15 protein-coding genes are annotated in these 18,157 nt (G+C 37.7%); 6 read left to right on the plus strand and 9 right to left on the minus strand.

Features of this window, described 5'->3' with window-relative positions; translation table 11 throughout:
* The first annotated feature begins 44 nt into the window (after nt 1-44).
* The 4 genes from G9H60_RS05570 to G9H60_RS05585 all read left to right on the plus strand — a co-directional run bounded on the left by G9H60_RS05570 (nt 45) and on the right by G9H60_RS05585 (nt 3,918).
* Nucleotides 45-287 (plus strand): hypothetical protein, encoded by a 243-nt coding sequence (locus G9H60_RS05570; protein ID WP_223143102.1) that lies wholly within the window; start codon nt 45-47, stop codon nt 285-287.
* A complete protein-coding gene (locus G9H60_RS05575; RefSeq protein ID WP_223143103.1) occupies nt 277-1,221 on the plus strand; it encodes a PstS family phosphate ABC transporter substrate-binding protein in 945 nt (314 codons plus the stop codon). The genes G9H60_RS05570 and G9H60_RS05575 overlap by 11 nt, the downstream gene beginning before the upstream one ends.
* Nucleotides 1,222-1,372: 151 nt before the next feature.
* Nucleotides 1,373-3,076, plus strand: a complete 1,704-nt coding sequence (locus G9H60_RS05580; protein WP_223143104.1) for a tetratricopeptide repeat protein — start codon at nt 1,373-1,375, stop codon at nt 3,074-3,076.
* A 68-nt stretch (nt 3,077-3,144) separates the two neighbouring features.
* Nucleotides 3,145-3,918, plus strand: coding sequence for an SDR family NAD(P)-dependent oxidoreductase (locus G9H60_RS05585; protein ID WP_223143105.1), 774 nt, complete (start codon nt 3,145-3,147; stop codon nt 3,916-3,918).
* A gap of 94 nt (nt 3,919-4,012) precedes the next feature.
* On the opposite strand, the gene G9H60_RS05590 is transcribed toward G9H60_RS05585, so the two are convergent.
* The 6 genes from G9H60_RS05590 to G9H60_RS05615 form a co-directional block, all read right to left on the minus strand.
* Nucleotides 4,013-7,132 carry a T9SS type A sorting domain-containing protein gene (locus tag G9H60_RS05590; protein ID WP_223143106.1) on the minus strand — a complete coding sequence of 1,040 codons (3,120 nt, stop codon included), beginning with the start codon at nt 7,130-7,132 and terminating at the stop codon, nt 4,013-4,015.
* Nucleotides 7,133-7,407: 275 nt separating this feature from the next.
* Nucleotides 7,408-8,304, minus strand: coding sequence for a hydroxypyruvate isomerase family protein (locus G9H60_RS05595; RefSeq protein WP_223143107.1), 897 nt, complete (start codon nt 8,302-8,304; stop codon nt 7,408-7,410).
* A 28-nt stretch (nt 8,305-8,332) separates the two neighbouring features.
* Nucleotides 8,333-8,692, minus strand: coding sequence for an NINE protein (locus tag G9H60_RS05600; protein WP_130925851.1), 360 nt, complete (start codon nt 8,690-8,692; stop codon nt 8,333-8,335).
* 10 nt (nt 8,693-8,702) lie between these two features.
* Complete coding sequence (locus G9H60_RS05605) at nt 8,703-10,361, minus strand: complex I subunit 4 family protein (protein WP_223143108.1); 1,659 nt, start codon at nt 10,359-10,361, stop codon at nt 8,703-8,705.
* A 20-nt stretch (nt 10,362-10,381) separates the two neighbouring features.
* Nucleotides 10,382-12,277: an NADH-quinone oxidoreductase subunit 5 family protein gene (locus tag G9H60_RS05610; RefSeq protein ID WP_223143109.1), complete on the minus strand. Its 1,896-nt coding sequence runs from the start codon at nt 12,275-12,277 to the stop codon at nt 10,382-10,384.
* Between the two features lie 44 nt (nt 12,278-12,321).
* Nucleotides 12,322-12,567 (minus strand): MoaD/ThiS family protein, encoded by a 246-nt coding sequence (locus tag G9H60_RS05615; protein WP_223143110.1) that lies wholly within the window; start codon nt 12,565-12,567, stop codon nt 12,322-12,324.
* Nucleotides 12,568-12,647: 80 nt separating this feature from the next.
* Here G9H60_RS05615 and moaA point away from each other — a divergent pair, with 80 nt between their 5' ends.
* Both moaA and G9H60_RS05625 read left to right on the plus strand, forming a co-directional pair.
* Nucleotides 12,648-13,628: a GTP 3',8-cyclase MoaA gene (gene moaA, locus G9H60_RS05620; protein WP_223143302.1), complete on the plus strand. Its 981-nt coding sequence runs from the start codon at nt 12,648-12,650 to the stop codon at nt 13,626-13,628.
* 2 nt (nt 13,629-13,630) lie between these two features.
* Nucleotides 13,631-14,614, plus strand: coding sequence for a bifunctional heptose 7-phosphate kinase/heptose 1-phosphate adenyltransferase (locus tag G9H60_RS05625; RefSeq protein ID WP_223143111.1), 984 nt, complete (start codon nt 13,631-13,633; stop codon nt 14,612-14,614).
* Between the two features lie 95 nt (nt 14,615-14,709).
* On the opposite strand, the gene G9H60_RS05630 is transcribed toward G9H60_RS05625, so the two are convergent.
* The 3 genes from G9H60_RS05630 to G9H60_RS05640 are packed head-to-tail and all read right to left on the minus strand — an operon-like array spanning nt 14,710 to nt 17,978.
* On the minus strand, nt 14,710-15,099 hold the full coding sequence (locus tag G9H60_RS05630) for a RidA family protein (RefSeq protein WP_223143112.1): 390 nt from the start codon (nt 15,097-15,099) through the stop codon (nt 14,710-14,712).
* Complete coding sequence (cobA, locus tag G9H60_RS05635; protein WP_223143113.1) at nt 15,089-15,886, minus strand: uroporphyrinogen-III C-methyltransferase; 798 nt, start codon at nt 15,884-15,886, stop codon at nt 15,089-15,091. Before cobA ends, G9H60_RS05630 begins: the two co-directional genes overlap by 11 nt.
* Before the next feature lies 1 nt (nt 15,887).
* Nucleotides 15,888-17,978, minus strand: a complete 2,091-nt coding sequence (locus G9H60_RS05640; protein ID WP_223143114.1) for a nitrite reductase — start codon at nt 17,976-17,978, stop codon at nt 15,888-15,890.
* Between the last annotated feature and the right edge of the window lie 179 nt (nt 17,979-18,157).

An 18,157-nucleotide genomic window follows, 5' to 3' on the forward strand; every position in this document is an offset into this window, starting at 1 on the left:
TAATTTGGCAGGTCTGATTGTTTAACCATTTTCCGTTTTATAACATGGCACGTCCAGTTGCAGTTTGGATTAACGTTTTTTTTCGTTTTTTTGCCGCAATAGCTTATTTCTTGTTAGGCTATTACATTGGATTCTGGTCAGAATTTCAACTCGGTATGTTGATGGACATGCCAACTACTTTTTGGCTTGGGATTTTGTTTATGCTGTACGGTTTATTTCGTATTTGGCGTGCTTTTTTATATGTTAGTGAAACAAAAGATCCAGATTATGGCAATTATGAAGATTAAATATGTAGGGCTAAGCTTGTTATTATTAGCCAGTATTATTTCTTGTAGCAAATCCAAGGACAGTAAATTTTCCGATGGACCAGCACAGGGAGAAATTTCAGTAGCTGTTGATGAATCTTTTCAGCCCTTGTTATTAGCTGAAAAATCCGCCTTTGAAAATAATTATCATTTTGCTAAAATCAATTTTGATTTTCATGCAGAAAATGAAGCTATTGCCGACTTACTAAATGAAAAAGTCCGAGCAGTGGTGGTCACGCGTGATTTGACCGAAAAAGAAAAGGAAATTTTTACGAGAGAAAAAGTGACCTATCGCAGTTATAATTTTGCTGCTGATGGCTTAGCTCTATTGGTTCATCCCCAAAATGTGGATACGCTTTTGTCTTTACCTTCTTTGAAGTCCTTATTAACTGGAAAGAATACAACCTGGGAGTCCTTAGGTGCTAAAAGTCTTCGTGGTGAGGTGGCACTGGTGGTGGATAAAGCGAATTCTAGTAACATTAAATTCTTGGTTGATAAATTTGGCCTTGATATCAATAAACCACTACCAATTTTCGCTGCTGGTTCTAATAAGGCTGTGATTGAATACGTAAAAACACATAAAAATGCCTTAGGTTTAATTGGCTCTAATTGGATTAGTGATGGGGATAATCCAACATCTTTGGGTTTTATTCGTTCTGTTCATGTGATGTCTGTCAGTGAAAAAGATAGCCAATCTGCCACTGATTTTTATCAACCTTTTGGTTATAATTTGGCATTGAAGAAATACCCATTGCGTCGAGATGTCAAGATTATTCTGAAAGAATCACACATGGGTTTGGGTACTGGATTTGTGAATTATGTGTGTGGAGATATGGGACAATTGGTCGTTTTGAAAGCTGGACTAATTCCTCTGACCCGCCCTATCACGATTAGGCAGTATCAAATTAGCCAATAGGCCATATTTAATTGGCATTGTCTAATAAAATATTGAAGAATTATAATTAATTTTGTAGTTCGTAAAAAACTAAACTTTTACGATATTTAATTGAATTATTTCAATTTAAGGCCTGAGAATTATTAAGAATCGCAATTAATTTAAAATTACAATGAAGAAAATGAAATCGTGGATACTGGGTTTGGGATTATTAGTATCCAATGTGGCCTTCGGGCAAACAATCCAAGATGGTTTGCATTTTTTAGATCGTCATCAGCCAAGTAGAGCAAAACAAGTATTTGAATCTTTGGTAGCTGCTGCTCCAACAGGTGAGAATTACTATTTTCTTGGTTATTACTACTTGAATCTACGTGATTGGGATAATGCCAAAGCGGCCTTTGAAAAAGGTAAAGCAGCAGATCCTAAAAACTATTTAAATCAAGTAGGTTTAGCATCTATTTTGGTTGGTCAAAACAATGTTTCAGCTGCCAAAGCTGAATTTGATCGTATCATTAAAGAAACGAAAGAGAAAAATCCTGATGTATTACACCGTATCGCAGAAGCATATGAGATGTTTTATGTTTTAGGTAAAGAAGATAGCTTCAATGCTAACAACAATGATCCAGGTGAGGCTATTCGTTTGATTGATTTAATTCAAGAAAAAACAAAGAAGGTTCCTAATGCAGCTCAGTACATTGTTAAAGGAGATGCATTCTTGATTAAGAATGATGGTGGTAACGCGGTAACCGCTTATGAGCAAGCTTTATTACAAGATCCTAGAAATGTAAAGGCGAAAGTGAAAATCGGTATTGTGTATTTACGTGGTAAAAACTACAAAGAAACACAAGCTCGTTACAAAGAAGCTATTGACTTAGATTCTAACTATGCTCCAGCACATCGTCGTTATGGTGAATACTTAATTGTAGGAAATCAATACAAAAATGCAGCTCGTTATTTCAGAAAATATTTAGAGAAAGCAGAAGCTACTCCTGAAGTGACTTTGGAAACAGCTAAATTATTATTCTTGTCGAAGGATTACGAAGGCGCTATGAAGTTTACTGATGAAGCAGACAAGAAAGGCGTTAAAGATAATGACATCTACCGTATGCGTGGATATGCCAACGTAGAAATGGGTAATTTCCAACAAGGGATTGAAAACCTTGATGGTATGGTGAAAAAAGGTGTAAAGCCATATTTCATGGATGATTTGTACTTTGGAAAAGGATATCAAGGTTTAGGAAAAGATTCAATTGCCTTACTTTACTTGGAAAGAGCTGCCCCTTTAGATACCAACAATAACGTATATTCTATTATTCATGACGTACGTTACAAGCAAAAAAGATATGCTGATGCAGCGAAAGCAGGTATTGGAAGTATCGATTGGAAAAAGAAGAAAAATCAAACAGTAGGTTCAGGTGATTATTTCAAAGTAGCTATGGACTATTATTTAACTTCTGCTTATATGGATCGTGCGGATACCTTAGGTCGTCCAGCAATGGCTATGAGAGCTGATTCTATGTTTGCTAAAGCCATTGAGATTAATGACAAATGGCCTCCATTCTACATTAACCGTGCTCGTGCGAATAACTTCATTGATTATACCGGTACAAAATGGTTAGGAGCTCCTTACTATGAGAAGTTCTTGGCTTCTGTAGAGCAACAAAAAGCAGAAAAAAGTACTCAGTATAAAGAAGATAAAAACCAGTTATTTGAGGCACTTAAGTTCTTAGGTGGTTATCATTTATCTGTGACAAAGGATGAAGCTAAAGTAAAAGAATTATTTACCAAAGCTCAGGAAATTAAGCCAGACGATCCAGATATCAAGGCTTATTTCAATCCAGCTCCAGCTGCTCCAGCTGCGGCTCCAAAAAAATAAATTGAATAAAAAGCTGCTTTATGCAGCTTTTTATTTTTAACTCGATCAACAATCAATTTAGATACATCATGTCATACGCTATCGTAACCGGTGCTAGTAAAGGAATAGGAAAAGAAATAGCTTTAGAATTAGCAGCCAGGGGATATAATTTATTTCTAGTAGCACGCAATGCGCAAGAATTACATCAAGTAAGCGATGAAATCAAATCACACTTTTCATTGGAAGTAGATTATTTACCCTTAGATCTCTCCCAGCCTGGAGCTGTTACTCAGTTATATGAATGGGTCGTGGAAAAACAAGTGGATGTTAGAATATTAGTGAATAATGCGGGTTATGGATTAGTGGGTGCTTTTGAATCATATTCTTGGGAGGAAAACCAACAAATGATGCAAGTTAATATGAATGCATTGGCCGAGGCCTGTCATCGTTTCTTCCCCTTGTTGCAGGGAAAGGGCCAGTCATATATTTTAAATATAGCTAGTTCTACTGCCTATCAGGCTATTCCTTTGATGAGTTTATATGCAGCCAGTAAAGTATTTGTTTTGAATTTTTCTCGTGGCTTATACCATGAATGGAAATCAAATGGAATACAAGTTACTGTAGTAAGTCCAGGTGCAACTTCTACTAATTTCAATGATCGTGCTAATTTGCAAGATAAGGCTAGAAGAGCCGCAGAGAAAGTAGTCATGACACCCAAAGCGGTAGCCCGCTTGGCGGTGGAAGGTTTATTTGCACACAAACCAGAAGTTATTACTGGATTGATTAATAAACTTGGAGCTACGCTTGCTTGGTTAATGCCTAAATCTCTTAGTGAGAAAGTAGCTAAAGGCATTTATGAATAAATGACACTTCGGAAATAAGTTTTGAAGGGCCTATTTGGCCCTTTTTTTATTTGATTTTATTCTATTTATTTTTCGAAAAATGATTCATCTCAACCTATGGGCTTATGATGATTATTTTCTCTTTGATATAGTTCGGAGCAATGATTTTTAAAATATATGTTCCAGCCGGAATTGGAGGTAATTGTAAGCTGATGGGAACTGAACTTGAAGGTAATTTATAATAGACTATTTCATTTCCTAAAAAGTCAAATACTTTAGCCTCTGCCTCGGCTATATCTTCTAAAAGTTCAAGATGCAATATGCCATTTTTAGAAGGATTTGGGTAAATGGAAATACCTTTCATGTTCTCAGGAATCGACATGCTTATCTTCTGGTAAGAAGAAAAGCATATTAAACTTGGTGCTTGAAATAGGTCGTACTGTTTTCTTGCTCGGACTTCAAAAAGGCCCATTTCCTTAGCTTTAATTAATGCCTGATTTTCATTCAACCTTTGATTGTCTTTTTTCCATTCGTATTCATCTGGCTGATCTAAACTGATGGCTTCTAGGAAATATATTCCTGATTTTCTAATGGCTGGAGTTAAAGGGTTCTCTCGTCGATATGTGACCATTTCTTCACTTCTTTTAGACCAACAACCATACTGATTTTGAGTTTTAAGCCAATGGCTTCCAGAATCAATAATGGGAATATTAGGCTCTGTTGAGCCATTTTTCCATAAGTAAGCATAGGCTTTACTTGCCTGTAATTGTATGATTTCACCAGAACAAAACTGCCTAGATGGAATGGCTTTAAGAATGGGAGTGGGTTCTTCTGGATAAAGATAGGTTAGAACGGAATCACTTGAGACGGACCAACAACCATATTGATTTTGTACTTTCAATCCATACCATCCTATCTTTTTTATGACGTTTGTTTGCCTTGTCTCTCCATTATTCCAAAGATATCCTTGGTAGTTGGAAGTTGCTTTTAATTGTATAGAATCACCTTCACAAAAACCAAGTGCAGGCCAAGCTATAATAGTCGCTTGTTTTGGGTTTTCATGAACTTGAATTGTAAAAGGTTCTGACCAATCAGACCAACACTGATTGTCTTGGCTAACCTGAGCTTGGAATTTAAAAAGACCAGGCTGGAAGGCTTTATACTCGATATGTGGATTATTTTCGCCTGTTTTCCATCGGACAAATGGGTATGGTTTGTCCATTTGAAGAAGTGTGCTATCGAGCAGACAAAGTGATTTTTTGGTGGCTATGATGGAAGAAACGGTAGGGGCAATGCGTACCTCAATATACAGAATTTCACTTCGGTAGAAACAAGTATTTTGTTGAATGATGGCTTGGTATTGCCCGGCTTCCAGTGTTTGGTGTAAAATAAATGCTTCAGAAAAAAAATGTCCATCTTTTTCCCATCCCACAAATTGATTTTTATAAAGATGATCTAATTCAATTTGAGCAATTTGATCTTGGCAAATATAACGATCAAAGTTTTTGATAATGGTGAAATTAGGTCTTTTTAATACAGGGATTGTTAAATTAATTACATTACTATTCGGATCTGAGCACCGTATTTGTACAAATAATTCAAAGCTTGCATCTACAATCCATTCTGAGCCTTGAGCTCTTAGGTGTTCGGGCCCATATTGGTTGAAATACATGACATTTCCTGGACAACCTTGTACTTGAATTTTATAGGCATTTTGTTGGCATAAGGGTTCCATCGTATAACTCATTTCATGCCAAGTAGGAACCGGCTTCTCTGGAGTACCTTCTTCCAAGGCATCATTATTCTGAGGAATAGGCGCACCTTCATCAGGTCCAATTTCTGGTAAACTTACCAATGTAGTATCCTTGGGTAAACTAGGTGTTTGGACACTATCTTGGGGATTCAGTAAGACCTGATTTTCCCATTGAATATATATTGAATCTTTAGCAATGCAATTGGATTGATCTTTAACCAAGAGTTTGATATAGGTAGAGGATCGAAATGGACCAATACTCGGGTTGCTAGCTTGATTGTCAGTAATGGGTGTATTGTTGGAGCTCGTCCAAATATAACTATAAGGAGGATTACCTCTAATGGCTGTCGTATACAGTGTGGTATGATATAATTCATCTCCCTTCAGTTGCTTATTTTCTCCGGCATCGGCCAAAAGGGAGGGATAAACAGTTACTCGAATGGCTGTTTTAGGACTTTCACACTCATTGATTTTCTGAGAAACCCATCGGGTAATTTCTAGGGCATCTTGACTCAAATTAGTGGTTTGACTAACATTTATGGAGGTAGCTGTACTGATGGTCGTTTTATCGCTTGAATTAAGATACCATAAATTATTACTTCCTCCTGAAGCCTTAAAGGTGATAACAGAACCACTACATACTTGCGCTGGTGTGCCTGTGTTGCTAGGAGCAGCTGGTACAGGGAATGCCTGAGCCGAAGTGCCAGTAGATGGAAGGCTCTCACACCCATTTTTGAAGCAAGTGGCTTTAAAAAGAAGAGCTGAGGCATCAGATAAGTTGACCGTTAAACGGGCTCCTTCACCAATCTTTTGTCCTTGGGCATCATACCAATAAGTGCTATATGGAGAACAGCCGGTGGAATTTATGGCAATTGGGCTATCCATGCATCCTTTATAAAGGGAGGAAGCATGACTTGGTATTGGGGTGTTTTTTATTTGTAAACTTACTTCAGAAGAAGTTCTTGGGCAGGTGCTTGACTGATTTTCATTGTTTAATGAGCCTTCATTGTCATTGTTTGAACTTATGGAGAAATTGATTCTCACTTTGATTTTTTGACTATTCAATCCCATCATCGCTTGGGAGATAATTAATTCCTTGCTCTTTGTTCCACTAAAATTGGCATCATCTACTAAATCTTCAAAAGGGCCACCATTGATGGACCTTGTCCATTGGTAAGTTTGAACTTGTGCCAAAGACGTACTTGGAATTTGAGGAATTAAAGTGCCAGAACCTCGCTCACAGATGCTCGGATTTAGAATGGATGTAATACTATGTAAAGTAATACTAGCTTCTTGCGAATACACTTGGCAGGCATTTTTACTAAGCTTTACTCGGTATAAAGTACCCGAGGGATGTAGCGTTCCTCCGCTGGGATATATTTGATATTGGGGACTGCTTGCTCCTGAAATAGGACTGAATTGACTATCGCTTGGTCTTTTCTTCTCCCATTGATATTGATCAGCATCACTTGTAACGATCATTCGTATACTATTTCCATCACAATCTGATTGTGAGGAAGGCTGAGATTGAATGATTGGACATTGTCCATGAATTTCCCAGACAATACAAAGAAGAAGTAAATGGAAATATGGCCTTTTCATTTTGAACTCATGGAATGTGAGTTCAAATCAGAAAAAAAAGTTTGTTACCAAGAAGCATAGTCTGCCCGAACAAGCTTACTTATAAACTTCTTGGCAAAAAAAATACGCAAGCAATTGTAAGTCAATAGCTTGCGTATTTATCAAGTTTTTGGCAATTATATATCGCAGATCTTAACAGCTTGCTCTAAAGATGCCATTTTATCAGCTCGGGCAGGAATGAATTCCTGTCCAATAAAGCCCTTGTAGCCTGTATCATATATAGCTTTAATAATCGCTGCATAATTCAACTCTTGGCTTTCATCAATTTCATTTCTACCTGGAACACCGCCAGTATGGTAATGAGAAATATATTGATGATGTTTTTTAATAGTAGCGATTACGTCCCCTTCCATGATTTGCATGTGGTAGATATCGTATAGCAATTTAAATTTGTCAGAACCGACCATTTCACACAATACAGCACCCCATTCTGTGTGATCAGCTTGATAATCTTTGTGATTTACCTTAGAGTTGAGTAATTCCATGGAAATCGTTACATCATGACGCTCTGCTGTTTTCATGATGCGCTGTAGGCCTTTTTTACAATTTAATAAGCCTTGTTCGTCACTCATGCCATCGCGGTTACCCGAAAAAGTAATTAAATTTTTCACACCCACTTTAGCTGCTCTTGGGATTAAATCCTCATAAAATGCAACCAATTGATCATGGTTTTTGACTTTATTGAAGAAATTGGGAAGCCCCATTCCTTCTGGATATTTGCCCCAACCAATAGCGGCAGTCATATCATGCTTTTTTAAAATATCCCACTCTTCGGGACCCGTTAATTCAATGGATTGTAAACCAATTTTTTTGGCATTGATGACGAGGTCTTCAAAAGGAATTGCCTGATAACACCAGCGACATGCCGAGTGGTTTACTTTACCTTTTAAATCAAATCCAGCTTGCTTATCAGCTTCTGTAAAACGGTGTTCCATGGAATTACCTAAGAAACCTAGCCCCGCCAATCCTGCGGAGTTTTTTATGACATCTCTTCTTGTAAATGTAGTTTTCATCGTAATGGTTTTTCTTAATTAAATAGTATTAACCTTGCCAAGTTCCAATTAACATACCGGTTTCTTCCAATACTTTTAAATTATATTTCAAGGCAATTTTTTTGTATTTGACTAAATCGATAATCGTACCAATCAACAGAAATCCTCCAGTAAAAAAATAGAGAAGACCTAATCCAATTCGATTGGTGACAAATCGCTGAATACCAGCAAATCCTACAAAACCCATGAGCGTACACAATAGAATTAATAATGTATCTCTTCTTCTAGCTAGGTAAATACCTAAAAATTGCTCTTGTTGACTATCACTTAAGTCATGCAATTTTTGTTTCACGGCAATCATTTCCTCCATTTCTAATTGTGAAATTAAGGGCAAAAATCTAGGGTTCATAAGCCTGATATTAATGTAGGGTTGTCAAGAAGTTGGACACAAAGTATTTGGACCAATCCAAGATTAATTGTGGTAATATACCGAAAAGGATGCTTAATATACCAAGACTGAACAAACTAAATATTTCTAAGCGATTTAAATCGGGTAATTTCCAATCAGAATTAAATACCTGGGTCTTACCTAAATAGACTTTTTGGAAGGTCCATAAAAAATATCCAGCACCTAATAAAATACCAAATGCTCCTAAAACGGCCCAAGCTGGATGAATGTAGGGACTAGTAAATGCTCCTAATAGACTGAAAAACTCGCCGATAAAACCGGAAAAACCTGGTAAACCTAAAGAGGCAAAAATGGCTATTCCTGAAATTAAGGTAAATCGGGGCATTAATGTTGCAATACCTGAATAGTGGTCTATTTGTCGATCGTGCGTTCTTTCATACAATACCCCAACTACTAAAAATAACAAGGAAGAAAGTATACCATGCGATACTAATTGGTAAATTGCCCCTTGCCAACCTTCGGCATGGAAAGAAGCAATTCCCAATAACACAAATCCCATATGGGAAACGGAGGAATAGGCTACTAATTTTTTCAAGTCGCTCATAGCTAGAGCATTATATGCTCCATATATGATGGAGATGGCGCCGAGTGCCGCCATGATATTAGCAGATTCCAAGGCCTCTTTAGGGAAAAACGGTATCGCTGTTCTTAACCAACCATAAGCTCCAATTTTTAATAAAACACCTGCTAATAAAACAGAAATAGGTGTGGGGGCTTCAACGTGTGCGTCTGGTAACCATGTATGTAGGGGAACCATGGGTAATTTGATGGCAAATCCTATAAATAGTAGCCAAAATCCCCACATTCGGGCACTCATCCCATTGAGCAACCAACCCGAATTAGGATGTAAAATACTAGTTGTTTGACAATTATTGACATCACTTAATGCCTGCATGTCAAAGCTATGTACTAAATCGTAGTTGGCAATTTCTTTATTTGCAATGGCAGTTTGAATGTTTTTCAGTGCTTCCAAATCAAAGTTTTGCCCCTCTTGAATTAAACCTAAATGCTTAGCTGTTTCATAAGGATCAATGTAGGCTAAACTAATGCCTAACATGACTATGAGAATAAAAAGCGAGCCAATTAGGGTATATAAGAAGAACTTGATGGACGCATAGTTTTTCCTTGGTCCTCCCCAAATACCAATGAGAAAATACATGGGCAGGAGCATAAACTCAAAGAATACATAAAAAAGAAATAGGTCTCTAGATAAAAAGCAACCCATTAAAGCAGCATTTAACAATAGGACTAAAGAGAAATAGGCCCCTTTTTTTTCCTGTATGCTATGGGAGTTTATGATGGCTAAAAAGGAAATAAAACCCGTTAAAGCAATAAGTAAAAAGCTTAAACCATCTATTCCTAAGGAATATTTGATGACAAATTCTCCAAGTGAACCAAGAGGTAATTGTATCCATTGCAATTCCTCTTTCCATTGGAAGCTAGTGGCAGACTGGTCAAATTCCGTTCCAGCATAGATTAAGGCGAACAATTGAATGACTGAAATTCCAGTTGCCCAATGTTTGATTCCATTTTCCCATTTCACTATAGCGGCCACAAGGGAGCCAATTAATGGTAAAAGAATAATACATGATAGTAGCGGTAAACCCATTATTTCATTTTAAAGGATTTTTACATCCATATGTAAAGTAAAAATAGACCAAATGTTAAAAATACCAATATCCAATATTGCTGAACTTTTCCTGATTGCCATTTACTTAGTAATTGGCCAGAGAATTGGCTCATTCTTGTGCTGAACCCTACCAGAATTCCATCCACCAAGGATTGGTCTATCCATGCAATGATATGACCAGTGACCACTTGTAATTGTGCTAAGCAAATCAAAAACCGATCTAATAAAAGACTGTCAATAATATTTGTCCAACGGGCTTTCCAAGGGATGAATTGGAATATGCTAGGCCAAAAAGCTGGCCAGAACTGGTAATTTTTTGATGGTACCCAATGTCTGCTTAACCAGGTTAAAGTGATACCCATTACCCAACCACAAACTGTTATGACTAACCAAAAGCCAGGAACATCAATTATTTTTATTTGAAACCAATGTAATAGCCAAGAATCTTCGGCATGTAAGACCTGGGTGCTGGTCCAGAAAAACAAACTGAATAAAGCCAAGAAAAGCACAGGGACATGTTGGGCAATATCCTGTTTTTCAGGTTTTTCTAAATCTAGTTGGGCTCGATTTTTACCCAAGAAAATCAGGTAGAATTGTCGACTGATATACCAATTACTTAAGAACATACCTACCCCTAAACAGGCAAGTAAAGTCCAATAGATGGGATAAAATGGACTGTTTTGTGCATTTTCCCAAAGGAATCCAGCTAAATTCTCTTTACTGTAAAATCCGTTAGTGAATGGTAAGCCCATGAGTCCTGCGGCAAAAACACCATATCCAAGAGCCGTCCAAGGTAGTACTTTTCTTAGTCCACCCATCTGGTTTAAACTTTGGGCATCCAGGTGATGGCTAGATTTTTGATGGTGTAAATAATGAATAACCGAGCCAGCTGAGAGAAATAAGCCTGCTTTGAAAATACCGTGCACCACTAAATGTAACAAGGAAGCGTCAGAACCCATACCCATCCACATCAGGCCCAATTGAGAAATGGTTGAGTAAGCTAATGCTTTTTTTATGTCATTTTGGAACAGGGCAAAAACGGCGCCACTGACTAGAGAAATGGCCCCAAAGGCTGCCATAAAAAGGTGGGTATCTTCACCCGTTATCGGATAAATTTTAATTCCTAAATAAACTCCGGCAGCCACCATAGTAGCGGCATGAATTAATGCCGAAGCAGGTGTCGGTCCTTCCATAGCATCCGGAAGCCAAGACATCAATGGGAATTGGGCTGATTTTCCAATGGCGCCGGCTAATAAGGCGATTCCAATGGCAATTGGGGCTGGGCCTACTGAACCAATCTGCATACCAGAAAATTCCATGGTATTAAAATGAATCGACAATCCTATTAAGCCAATGAGTAAACCAATATCCCCAAAACGATTTAATAAAAAAGCTTTTTTAGCAGCTTGTATGGACACATTCTTTTGATACCAAAAGCTGATTAACAAGTAGGAACAAGCTCCAACCATTTCCCAGGAGGCATAAAATATCCATATTTGATCAGCAAATAACAAGCCAAACATAGCGGCTGCAAAAAGGTGCAAATACAAATAATATCGGGCTAAATTAGCTTCATCCTTTAGGTAAGAACTGGAGAAAATTTGTACAAAAAAGGCTACTAGTGCCACCAATAAAGCTACCAATTGGGCGGAGGAACTAGCTTCAAAACTTGCCCTAAATACAGTATCTCCTAAAGTAAACCAATCGATATGAATGGATGCTTGATTTCCATTTGATTGAAAAACAAAATAAGCTAATCCAATGAATTGGACTAGAGATAAAAGAATAGAAAAAGTAGCAATTAAGCTTTTGGGAATGTTAGAAATAATGGCGATGAGCATGGCCGAAATCCAAGGAAAAAGGAGGAGGCCAATAAATAAGGGGGTTAAGCCCATCGGGTTACACGAGTTTAATGTGCAAATATACAGTTCTTTGTTGTTTAACCGCCACTCACTGGTGGAATTAGGGCAATTTCCATGCCTTCTTGTAAGATAAAATTAGCTTCTGGAAAATGATGTTCAGCGGCAATACGTAAAGAAGGAAGATTGGCTAAGGATGGATAGTTGGATTTTAACTGGTCTAAAAGCTGAGAGGCAGTTAGTATTTTATCGGTACTTACCACAATTTCTTTATTTTGAAGCAAATCCCTAGTTAAACCAAAAAGGAGAATTCGATAGTTTGGCATTCGTTTGAGGTCGATTTTGTACCTTTGTGTATAATACAAATATATTGGATATTTCTCAAAGCTTACCTTCATCCCGCCCTATTCTCTATGATAATCATGGGAGAGAAATGACCTATCTGCGATTGGCCGTTACGGATCGATGTAATTTGCGTTGCTTTTATTGCATGCCTGAGGATGGAATTCATTATTTGCCTGAGAAACAATTGTTGACTTGGGAAGAAATGTTGCGTATTGTGCAACAATTGTATGTCCTTGGATTAAGAAAAGTTAGAATTACCGGAGGGGAGCCATTGATAAGACAAGGGATTATGGAATTCCTTGAAAAGCTTAGTCGGCTTGAGGGATTAGAAGTTTGTTTGACTAGCAATGGTGTTTTGTTGGATAAACATATACCCCAATTGCAAGCATTAGGTATACGGTCCATCAATTTGAGTTTGGATTCATTGGATAGGCAACGCTTTCATCAAATTACACGTCGAGATGATTTTGATGTCGTTTATTCCGCTATGATGCGATTAATTGAAGCTGATTTTAAGGTGAAAATTAATGCTGTGGTGATGGAAGGAAAAAATGATCAGGACATTATTCCATTAGCTCAATTAACTGAAAAATATCCTATTTCAGTTCGGTTTATAGAGGAAATGCCCTTCAATGGATCAGGGAAAGGTCCTGCCGTGTTAAAATGGGATTTTATCAAAATTGCGGACCATTTGAAAGCGCATTTTGGAAATATGCCAGTCATGGATGCAGCTTATGGGGAAACGGCATTGCGATATCAAATACCAGGATTTAAAGGAGATGTAGGGGTCATTGCGGCGTTTAGTCGGACTTTTTGTGGCACATGCAATCGAATCAGGTTGACTGCTATGGGAGAGGTAAAAACCTGCTTGTATGATGATGGGGTTTTTGATTTAAAAGCATTTATTCGACAAGGTGTTAGCGACGAAGAAATTAGACAAACTTTCATTACTTTATTTGGGAATAGACCCAAAGATGGTTTTGAGGCAGAAAAAAATAGAAAAGGAATTATAAACGAGTCTATGACGAGTATTGGGGGTTAGTTATGAAAACAGTAAACGATATTTTCAAAGGTTTTGATCAATTGCAGGTATTGGTCATTGGTGATTTAATGATCGATGCTTACACTTGGGGAAAGGTGAGTCGCATTTCTCCAGAAGCTCCAGTGCCTGTAGTTCAAGTTATTAAGAAAGAAGCTAGATTGGGTGGAGCAGGAAATGTGGTGATGAACATCGCAAGTTTAGGAGCTAAACCTTGGGTAGTTTCTGTAGTGGGTGATGATGAAGCAGGAGCACAATTAAAATCCTTATTGGAGAAGGAAGGGATTTCATTAAGTGGGATTGTGGAAGAAAAAGGAAGGACTACTTCCATTAAAGAAAGAATTATAGCTGGTTCTCAGCAATTATTACGTGTTGATTCAGAAACAGATAAGTCTGTTCAATTGGAGAGTTCAAAGGCCCTTTTAGAGAAGGTAAAAGCGTGTATCAAGGAAGTAGATGTTATCATTTTTGAAGATTATGACAAGGGGGTGTTGAATGAGCCATTCATACAAGAAGTGATTACTTTGGCTAGAAAGCAAGGGATTCCTACCGTGGTAGATCCCAAGAAGCGCAACTTTTTTAATTACCGAGGAGCAACCTTATTTAAGCCAAATTTGCATGAATTACGCGATGGTTTAGGCCTGTTTCCGGAAGATTTGGAAGGTCAAAAATTAGTAGAAACAGTTCATCAGTTTAAAGAAAGTCAAGGTTTTGATGGGGTATTTGTCACGCTTTCTGAAAAAGGAGTCTTGATGGATTTAGCACAAGAGCAAGTACGAATACCAGCTCACATTAGAAAAATTGCAGATGTGTCTGGTGCTGGTGATACAGTGATTTCTATTGCTGCTTGTGCCTTGGCTTTGGGATTACCAGCAAGACAAATAGCTTCCTTAGCCAATTTGGGTGGAGGCCTAGTTTGTGAGTCCTTAGGGGTAGTCCCTATTGATAAAGAATTATTGAAAAAAGAGGCAGAAAGCCACTTGATGTAAAGCTGCTTTTTTACAACGCTGTCAAGGTTTCAAACCTTGACAGCGTTTGTCAAACGGAGTGTTTTTTGAATTATTGTATCAAGAAACTTATAAGTTTATTCTTTAACCCAAGCGGTGAATTCTATTTCCACTTTATACTGCGGCGCAATTAATGCCGAGATTTCATAAATGCCAGTGGTGGGTTTTACTGCTCCAAAGAAATGAGCATGTGCCTTGGCAATATCTAAGTTTTTGGAAATATCTGTGGTGAAAATACGTGTTCTCACTACATCATTGATGGAAGAACCCGCTTCTTCTAAGACTACCGCGATTCGTTCGATGATATTATAGGTTTGTGCATATAAATCATCCTCTTTTACTTTGTCGCCATCAATCAAGGCTACTGTACCCGAGATTTCTAATAAATTTCCTGTTTTTACTGCACGACAGTAACCAAATACGTCTTCAAATGGAGAGCCACTTGATATTGAAATTCTATTGCTCATTTTTTTTAATTAGGTGAGATACTTTTTCCCAAATATCTTTCTTGGCATGTCGAACAACCTCGCCAATAATAATAACTGCGGGATTGCGAAGGTCTTCATTTTTGGCCAAATTTTCAAGTTCTCCAGCGATGCCAAGACCTACTTTTTGTTGGGACATAGTACCATTCTGAACAATAGCTGCAGATACGTGTGCTTTCCCAGCCTCTTGACAAATTTTCGAAATTTCAGCCAATCGATGCATACCCATCAATATAATGATGGTAGCAGTTGATTGTAAACCAAGCTGTAAATCATTACTTAATGAACCATCCGATTTTGTGCCAGTCATGACCCAAAAACTTTCATTTACTCCTCTGATTGTCAATGGAATATCGGCTGCACCAGCGGCCGCATAGGATGAGCTAATACCTGGGATATAGGCCGTTATTAGACCAAATTGCTTGGCATATTCTATTTCTTCTTGCCCTCTTCCAAAGACAAAAGGGTCACCTCCTTTTAAGCGAACAACATGCCCTAGTTCATATGCCTTTTTAACGATGAGCGCATTTATCGCATCTTGCGAATGACTTTCTCCTGCTTTTTTTCCAACAAATATTTTTTCACAGCCCTCAGAACAATGCTCCAATAAGCTAGTATCTACTAATGCATCAAATAAAACTACTTGAGCACTTTGTAAAGCTTTGATAGCTTTTAAAGTAATCAATTCAGGGTCACCAGGGCCTGCCCCTACTACGCTGAGTTTAGGTTGCGGTTCTAATGATTTAAATCGACTTAATTGTTGGATCATCTTAATTACTTGCGATAGATTGGCGGAATAAACTGGCAGTTTCTAAAAAGCTCAAAGCTTGCTGTGCATAGGCTTTAGCAAATGCTTCGCTAGGTTCATGTTGGTTGATCTGAAGCACTAATGCAGCAAAGCTTTCAGCTTGTAAATCAAAATCACCTGTTTGTACATAGTGTTCATCGAATTTGGTAATGACGGCATTCTGGGTAGAAACTTGTACACTCTTATCTAATAATAAAGCTTTGGCAGCAGAAACAAATACACTGTATGCATGATAAATAGCATCTGCCCAGCGCTTATCTTCTAAGGCATTTTTACACCAGTCATATTTTTCTTCGGATTCAAATAACAAAGTCGCTACTAAATCAATGATCACACTGGCACATTCACCCACGCCGATTTCTGTATGAAAAGCTTCTGCCGCACCCCAATCAATAAAATCGTCATCAACCAATGTTTGTAAATCAGCGATTGGCTTCAACAAGGTGTAGAAATATTTTTCTCCCTGACGGTCATAGTATTGGTGGAAATATTCCCCTTCTAAAGCATTTTCTTCATAGTTGTTTAGGACTACGCGTAACACTTCAGGCCCTCTTTTTGATGGTACTTTAATCACTTTATCAGCAATTTTACCTTCTCCATTTCCTAAAGTGGCTCCTCCTAAAAGAACCTGAAGTGCAGGAAGTACTCGCTTATCAGGAGCTTTTAATGATGATCCATGAAATCCAATACTGGCCATACTGTGTTGTCCACAAGCATTCATACAACCAGAAATTTTGATTTTCATTTGGCTGTCATGAATTAACTCAGGAAAATCTTGCGAGATAACTTCTTCTAATTTGGACGTAATATTGGTAGAATCTGAAATGGCCAAATTACATGTATCTGTACCTGGGCAAGCTGTTATATTCGCTACGGAATTGGCTCCAGGAGAAGCTAAGCCATGCTCTTTTAAGACTTGGTATACATATGCCAAATTTTGTTGAGGAACAAATTTGAACAATAAACCTTGATTAATTGTGATGCGAACATCATCTCCAATATATCCTTCCAAAGCTTGCATGATACTTCTGGAAGTATCACTGGAAATATTACCATTTAGAATGCGAACATACACACCAAAATAGCCGGCTTGTTTTTGTTCAAAGGTATTGGAACTTAACCAAGTCTGGTACTCAGCAGAACCATCCTCGGTATGGTCTGATAATTTTGTTGGAATAGAAACTTCCCAAACACCATCCTTAGGGATTTCTACTATTTGATTCTTTAATGCTTTCGTTTCCGCATTGACTAAATCCATGAATGCCTCAAATCCAATCTTTTGAATTAAAAACTTCATACGAGCTTTATGACGAGAGTTTCTTTCTCCATGACGGTCAAAAACCCGCAATACAGCTTCCATGAATGGAATGATTTTATTCTCAGCTAAAAACTCATAGGCAGTATAAGCTAACATCGGTTGAGCACCTAAGCCTCCACCTACGACCACTTTAAATCCCTTTTCACCTTGTTGGATTTTAGGGATAAAGCCCATATCATGCAAATATGCTAGGGAAGTATCTTCGTCGGTATTAGAAAAAGAAATTTTCACTTTTCTTCCCATTTCTTGACAGATCGGGTTTCTTAGTAAATAACGGAAAGCCGTATCAGCATGAGCACTTACATCAAATAGTTCCAATGGATCTATTCCCGAGGTAGGAGAGGCTGTGATATTTCTAACAGTATTGCCACAGGCTTCACGTAATGTAATATCGTCTTGTTCTAATTTAGCCCATAATTCAGGAGTGCGATCTAAAGAAACAAAGTGAATTTGAATATCTTGACGCGTTGTTAAATGCAAATTTCCAGTAGAATATTCGTCCGAAATAGCAGCAATACGTCTCCATTGATTAAACTTGATTTTACCATAAGGAAGTTTAATGCGGACCATTTGTACCCCTTGTTGTCTCTGGCCATAAACACCACGAGCCAATCGTAAGCTACGGAATTTCTCTTCATGAATCTCGCCAGCTCTGAATTGAGCAATTTTGTTAGCAAGGTCAATGATGTCTTTTTCTACTATAGGATTCTCTATTTCTGAGCGGAAGCTTTGCATAATGGCATTTGTTTAATCTGATATACTCTATATAATATATAGATTTTAGGCAAAATTACAAATTCAACGCTATTCGACCAAAGATTTTTCAATCGAATGTAAAAAACTTTTACCGAGTAAACTTTGAAAGTAATCGACTATTTGGTGTTTAACATTGCTGTTGATGTAAAGAATTTTCC

Source organism: Aquirufa aurantiipilula (assembly GCF_019923745.1).
GTDB lineage: Bacteria > Bacteroidota > Bacteroidia > Cytophagales > Spirosomataceae > Aquirufa > Aquirufa aurantiipilula.

What these genes read in the sequence shown, in the direction of transcription:
- G9H60_RS05625 (WP_223143111.1), top strand. Translation starts at nt 13,631, where the DNA reads ATGAAAACAGTAAACGATATTTTCAAAGGTTTTGATCAATTGCAGGTA.
- cobA (WP_223143113.1), bottom strand. Translation starts at nt 15,886, where the DNA reads ATGATCCAACAATTAAGTCGATTTAAATCATTAGAACCGCAACCTAAA.
- G9H60_RS05590 (WP_223143106.1), bottom strand. Translation starts at nt 7,132, where the DNA reads ATGATCGTTACAAGTGATGCTGATCAATATCAATGGGAGAAGAAAAGA.
- G9H60_RS05640 (WP_223143114.1), bottom strand. Translation starts at nt 17,978, where the DNA reads ATGCAAAGCTTCCGCTCAGAAATAGAGAATCCTATAGTAGAAAAAGAC.
- G9H60_RS05610 (WP_223143109.1), bottom strand. Translation starts at nt 12,277, where the DNA reads ATGGGCTTAACCCCCTTATTTATTGGCCTCCTCCTTTTTCCTTGGATT.
- G9H60_RS05595 (WP_223143107.1), bottom strand. Translation starts at nt 8,304, where the DNA reads ATGAAAACTACATTTACAAGAAGAGATGTCATAAAAAACTCCGCAGGA.
- G9H60_RS05630 (WP_223143112.1), bottom strand. Translation starts at nt 15,099, where the DNA reads ATGAGCAATAGAATTTCAATATCAAGTGGCTCTCCATTTGAAGACGTA.
- G9H60_RS05585 (WP_223143105.1), top strand. Translation starts at nt 3,145, where the DNA reads ATGTCATACGCTATCGTAACCGGTGCTAGTAAAGGAATAGGAAAAGAA.
- G9H60_RS05575 (WP_223143103.1), top strand. Translation starts at nt 277, where the DNA reads ATGAAGATTAAATATGTAGGGCTAAGCTTGTTATTATTAGCCAGTATT.
- G9H60_RS05600 (WP_130925851.1), bottom strand. Translation starts at nt 8,692, where the DNA reads ATGAACCCTAGATTTTTGCCCTTAATTTCACAATTAGAAATGGAGGAA.
- G9H60_RS05580 (WP_223143104.1), top strand. Translation starts at nt 1,373, where the DNA reads ATGAAGAAAATGAAATCGTGGATACTGGGTTTGGGATTATTAGTATCC.
- G9H60_RS05570 (WP_223143102.1), top strand. Translation starts at nt 45, where the DNA reads ATGGCACGTCCAGTTGCAGTTTGGATTAACGTTTTTTTTCGTTTTTTT.
- G9H60_RS05615 (WP_223143110.1), bottom strand. Translation starts at nt 12,567, where the DNA reads ATGCCAAACTATCGAATTCTCCTTTTTGGTTTAACTAGGGATTTGCTT.
- G9H60_RS05605 (WP_223143108.1), bottom strand. Translation starts at nt 10,361, where the DNA reads ATGGGTTTACCGCTACTATCATGTATTATTCTTTTACCATTAATTGGC.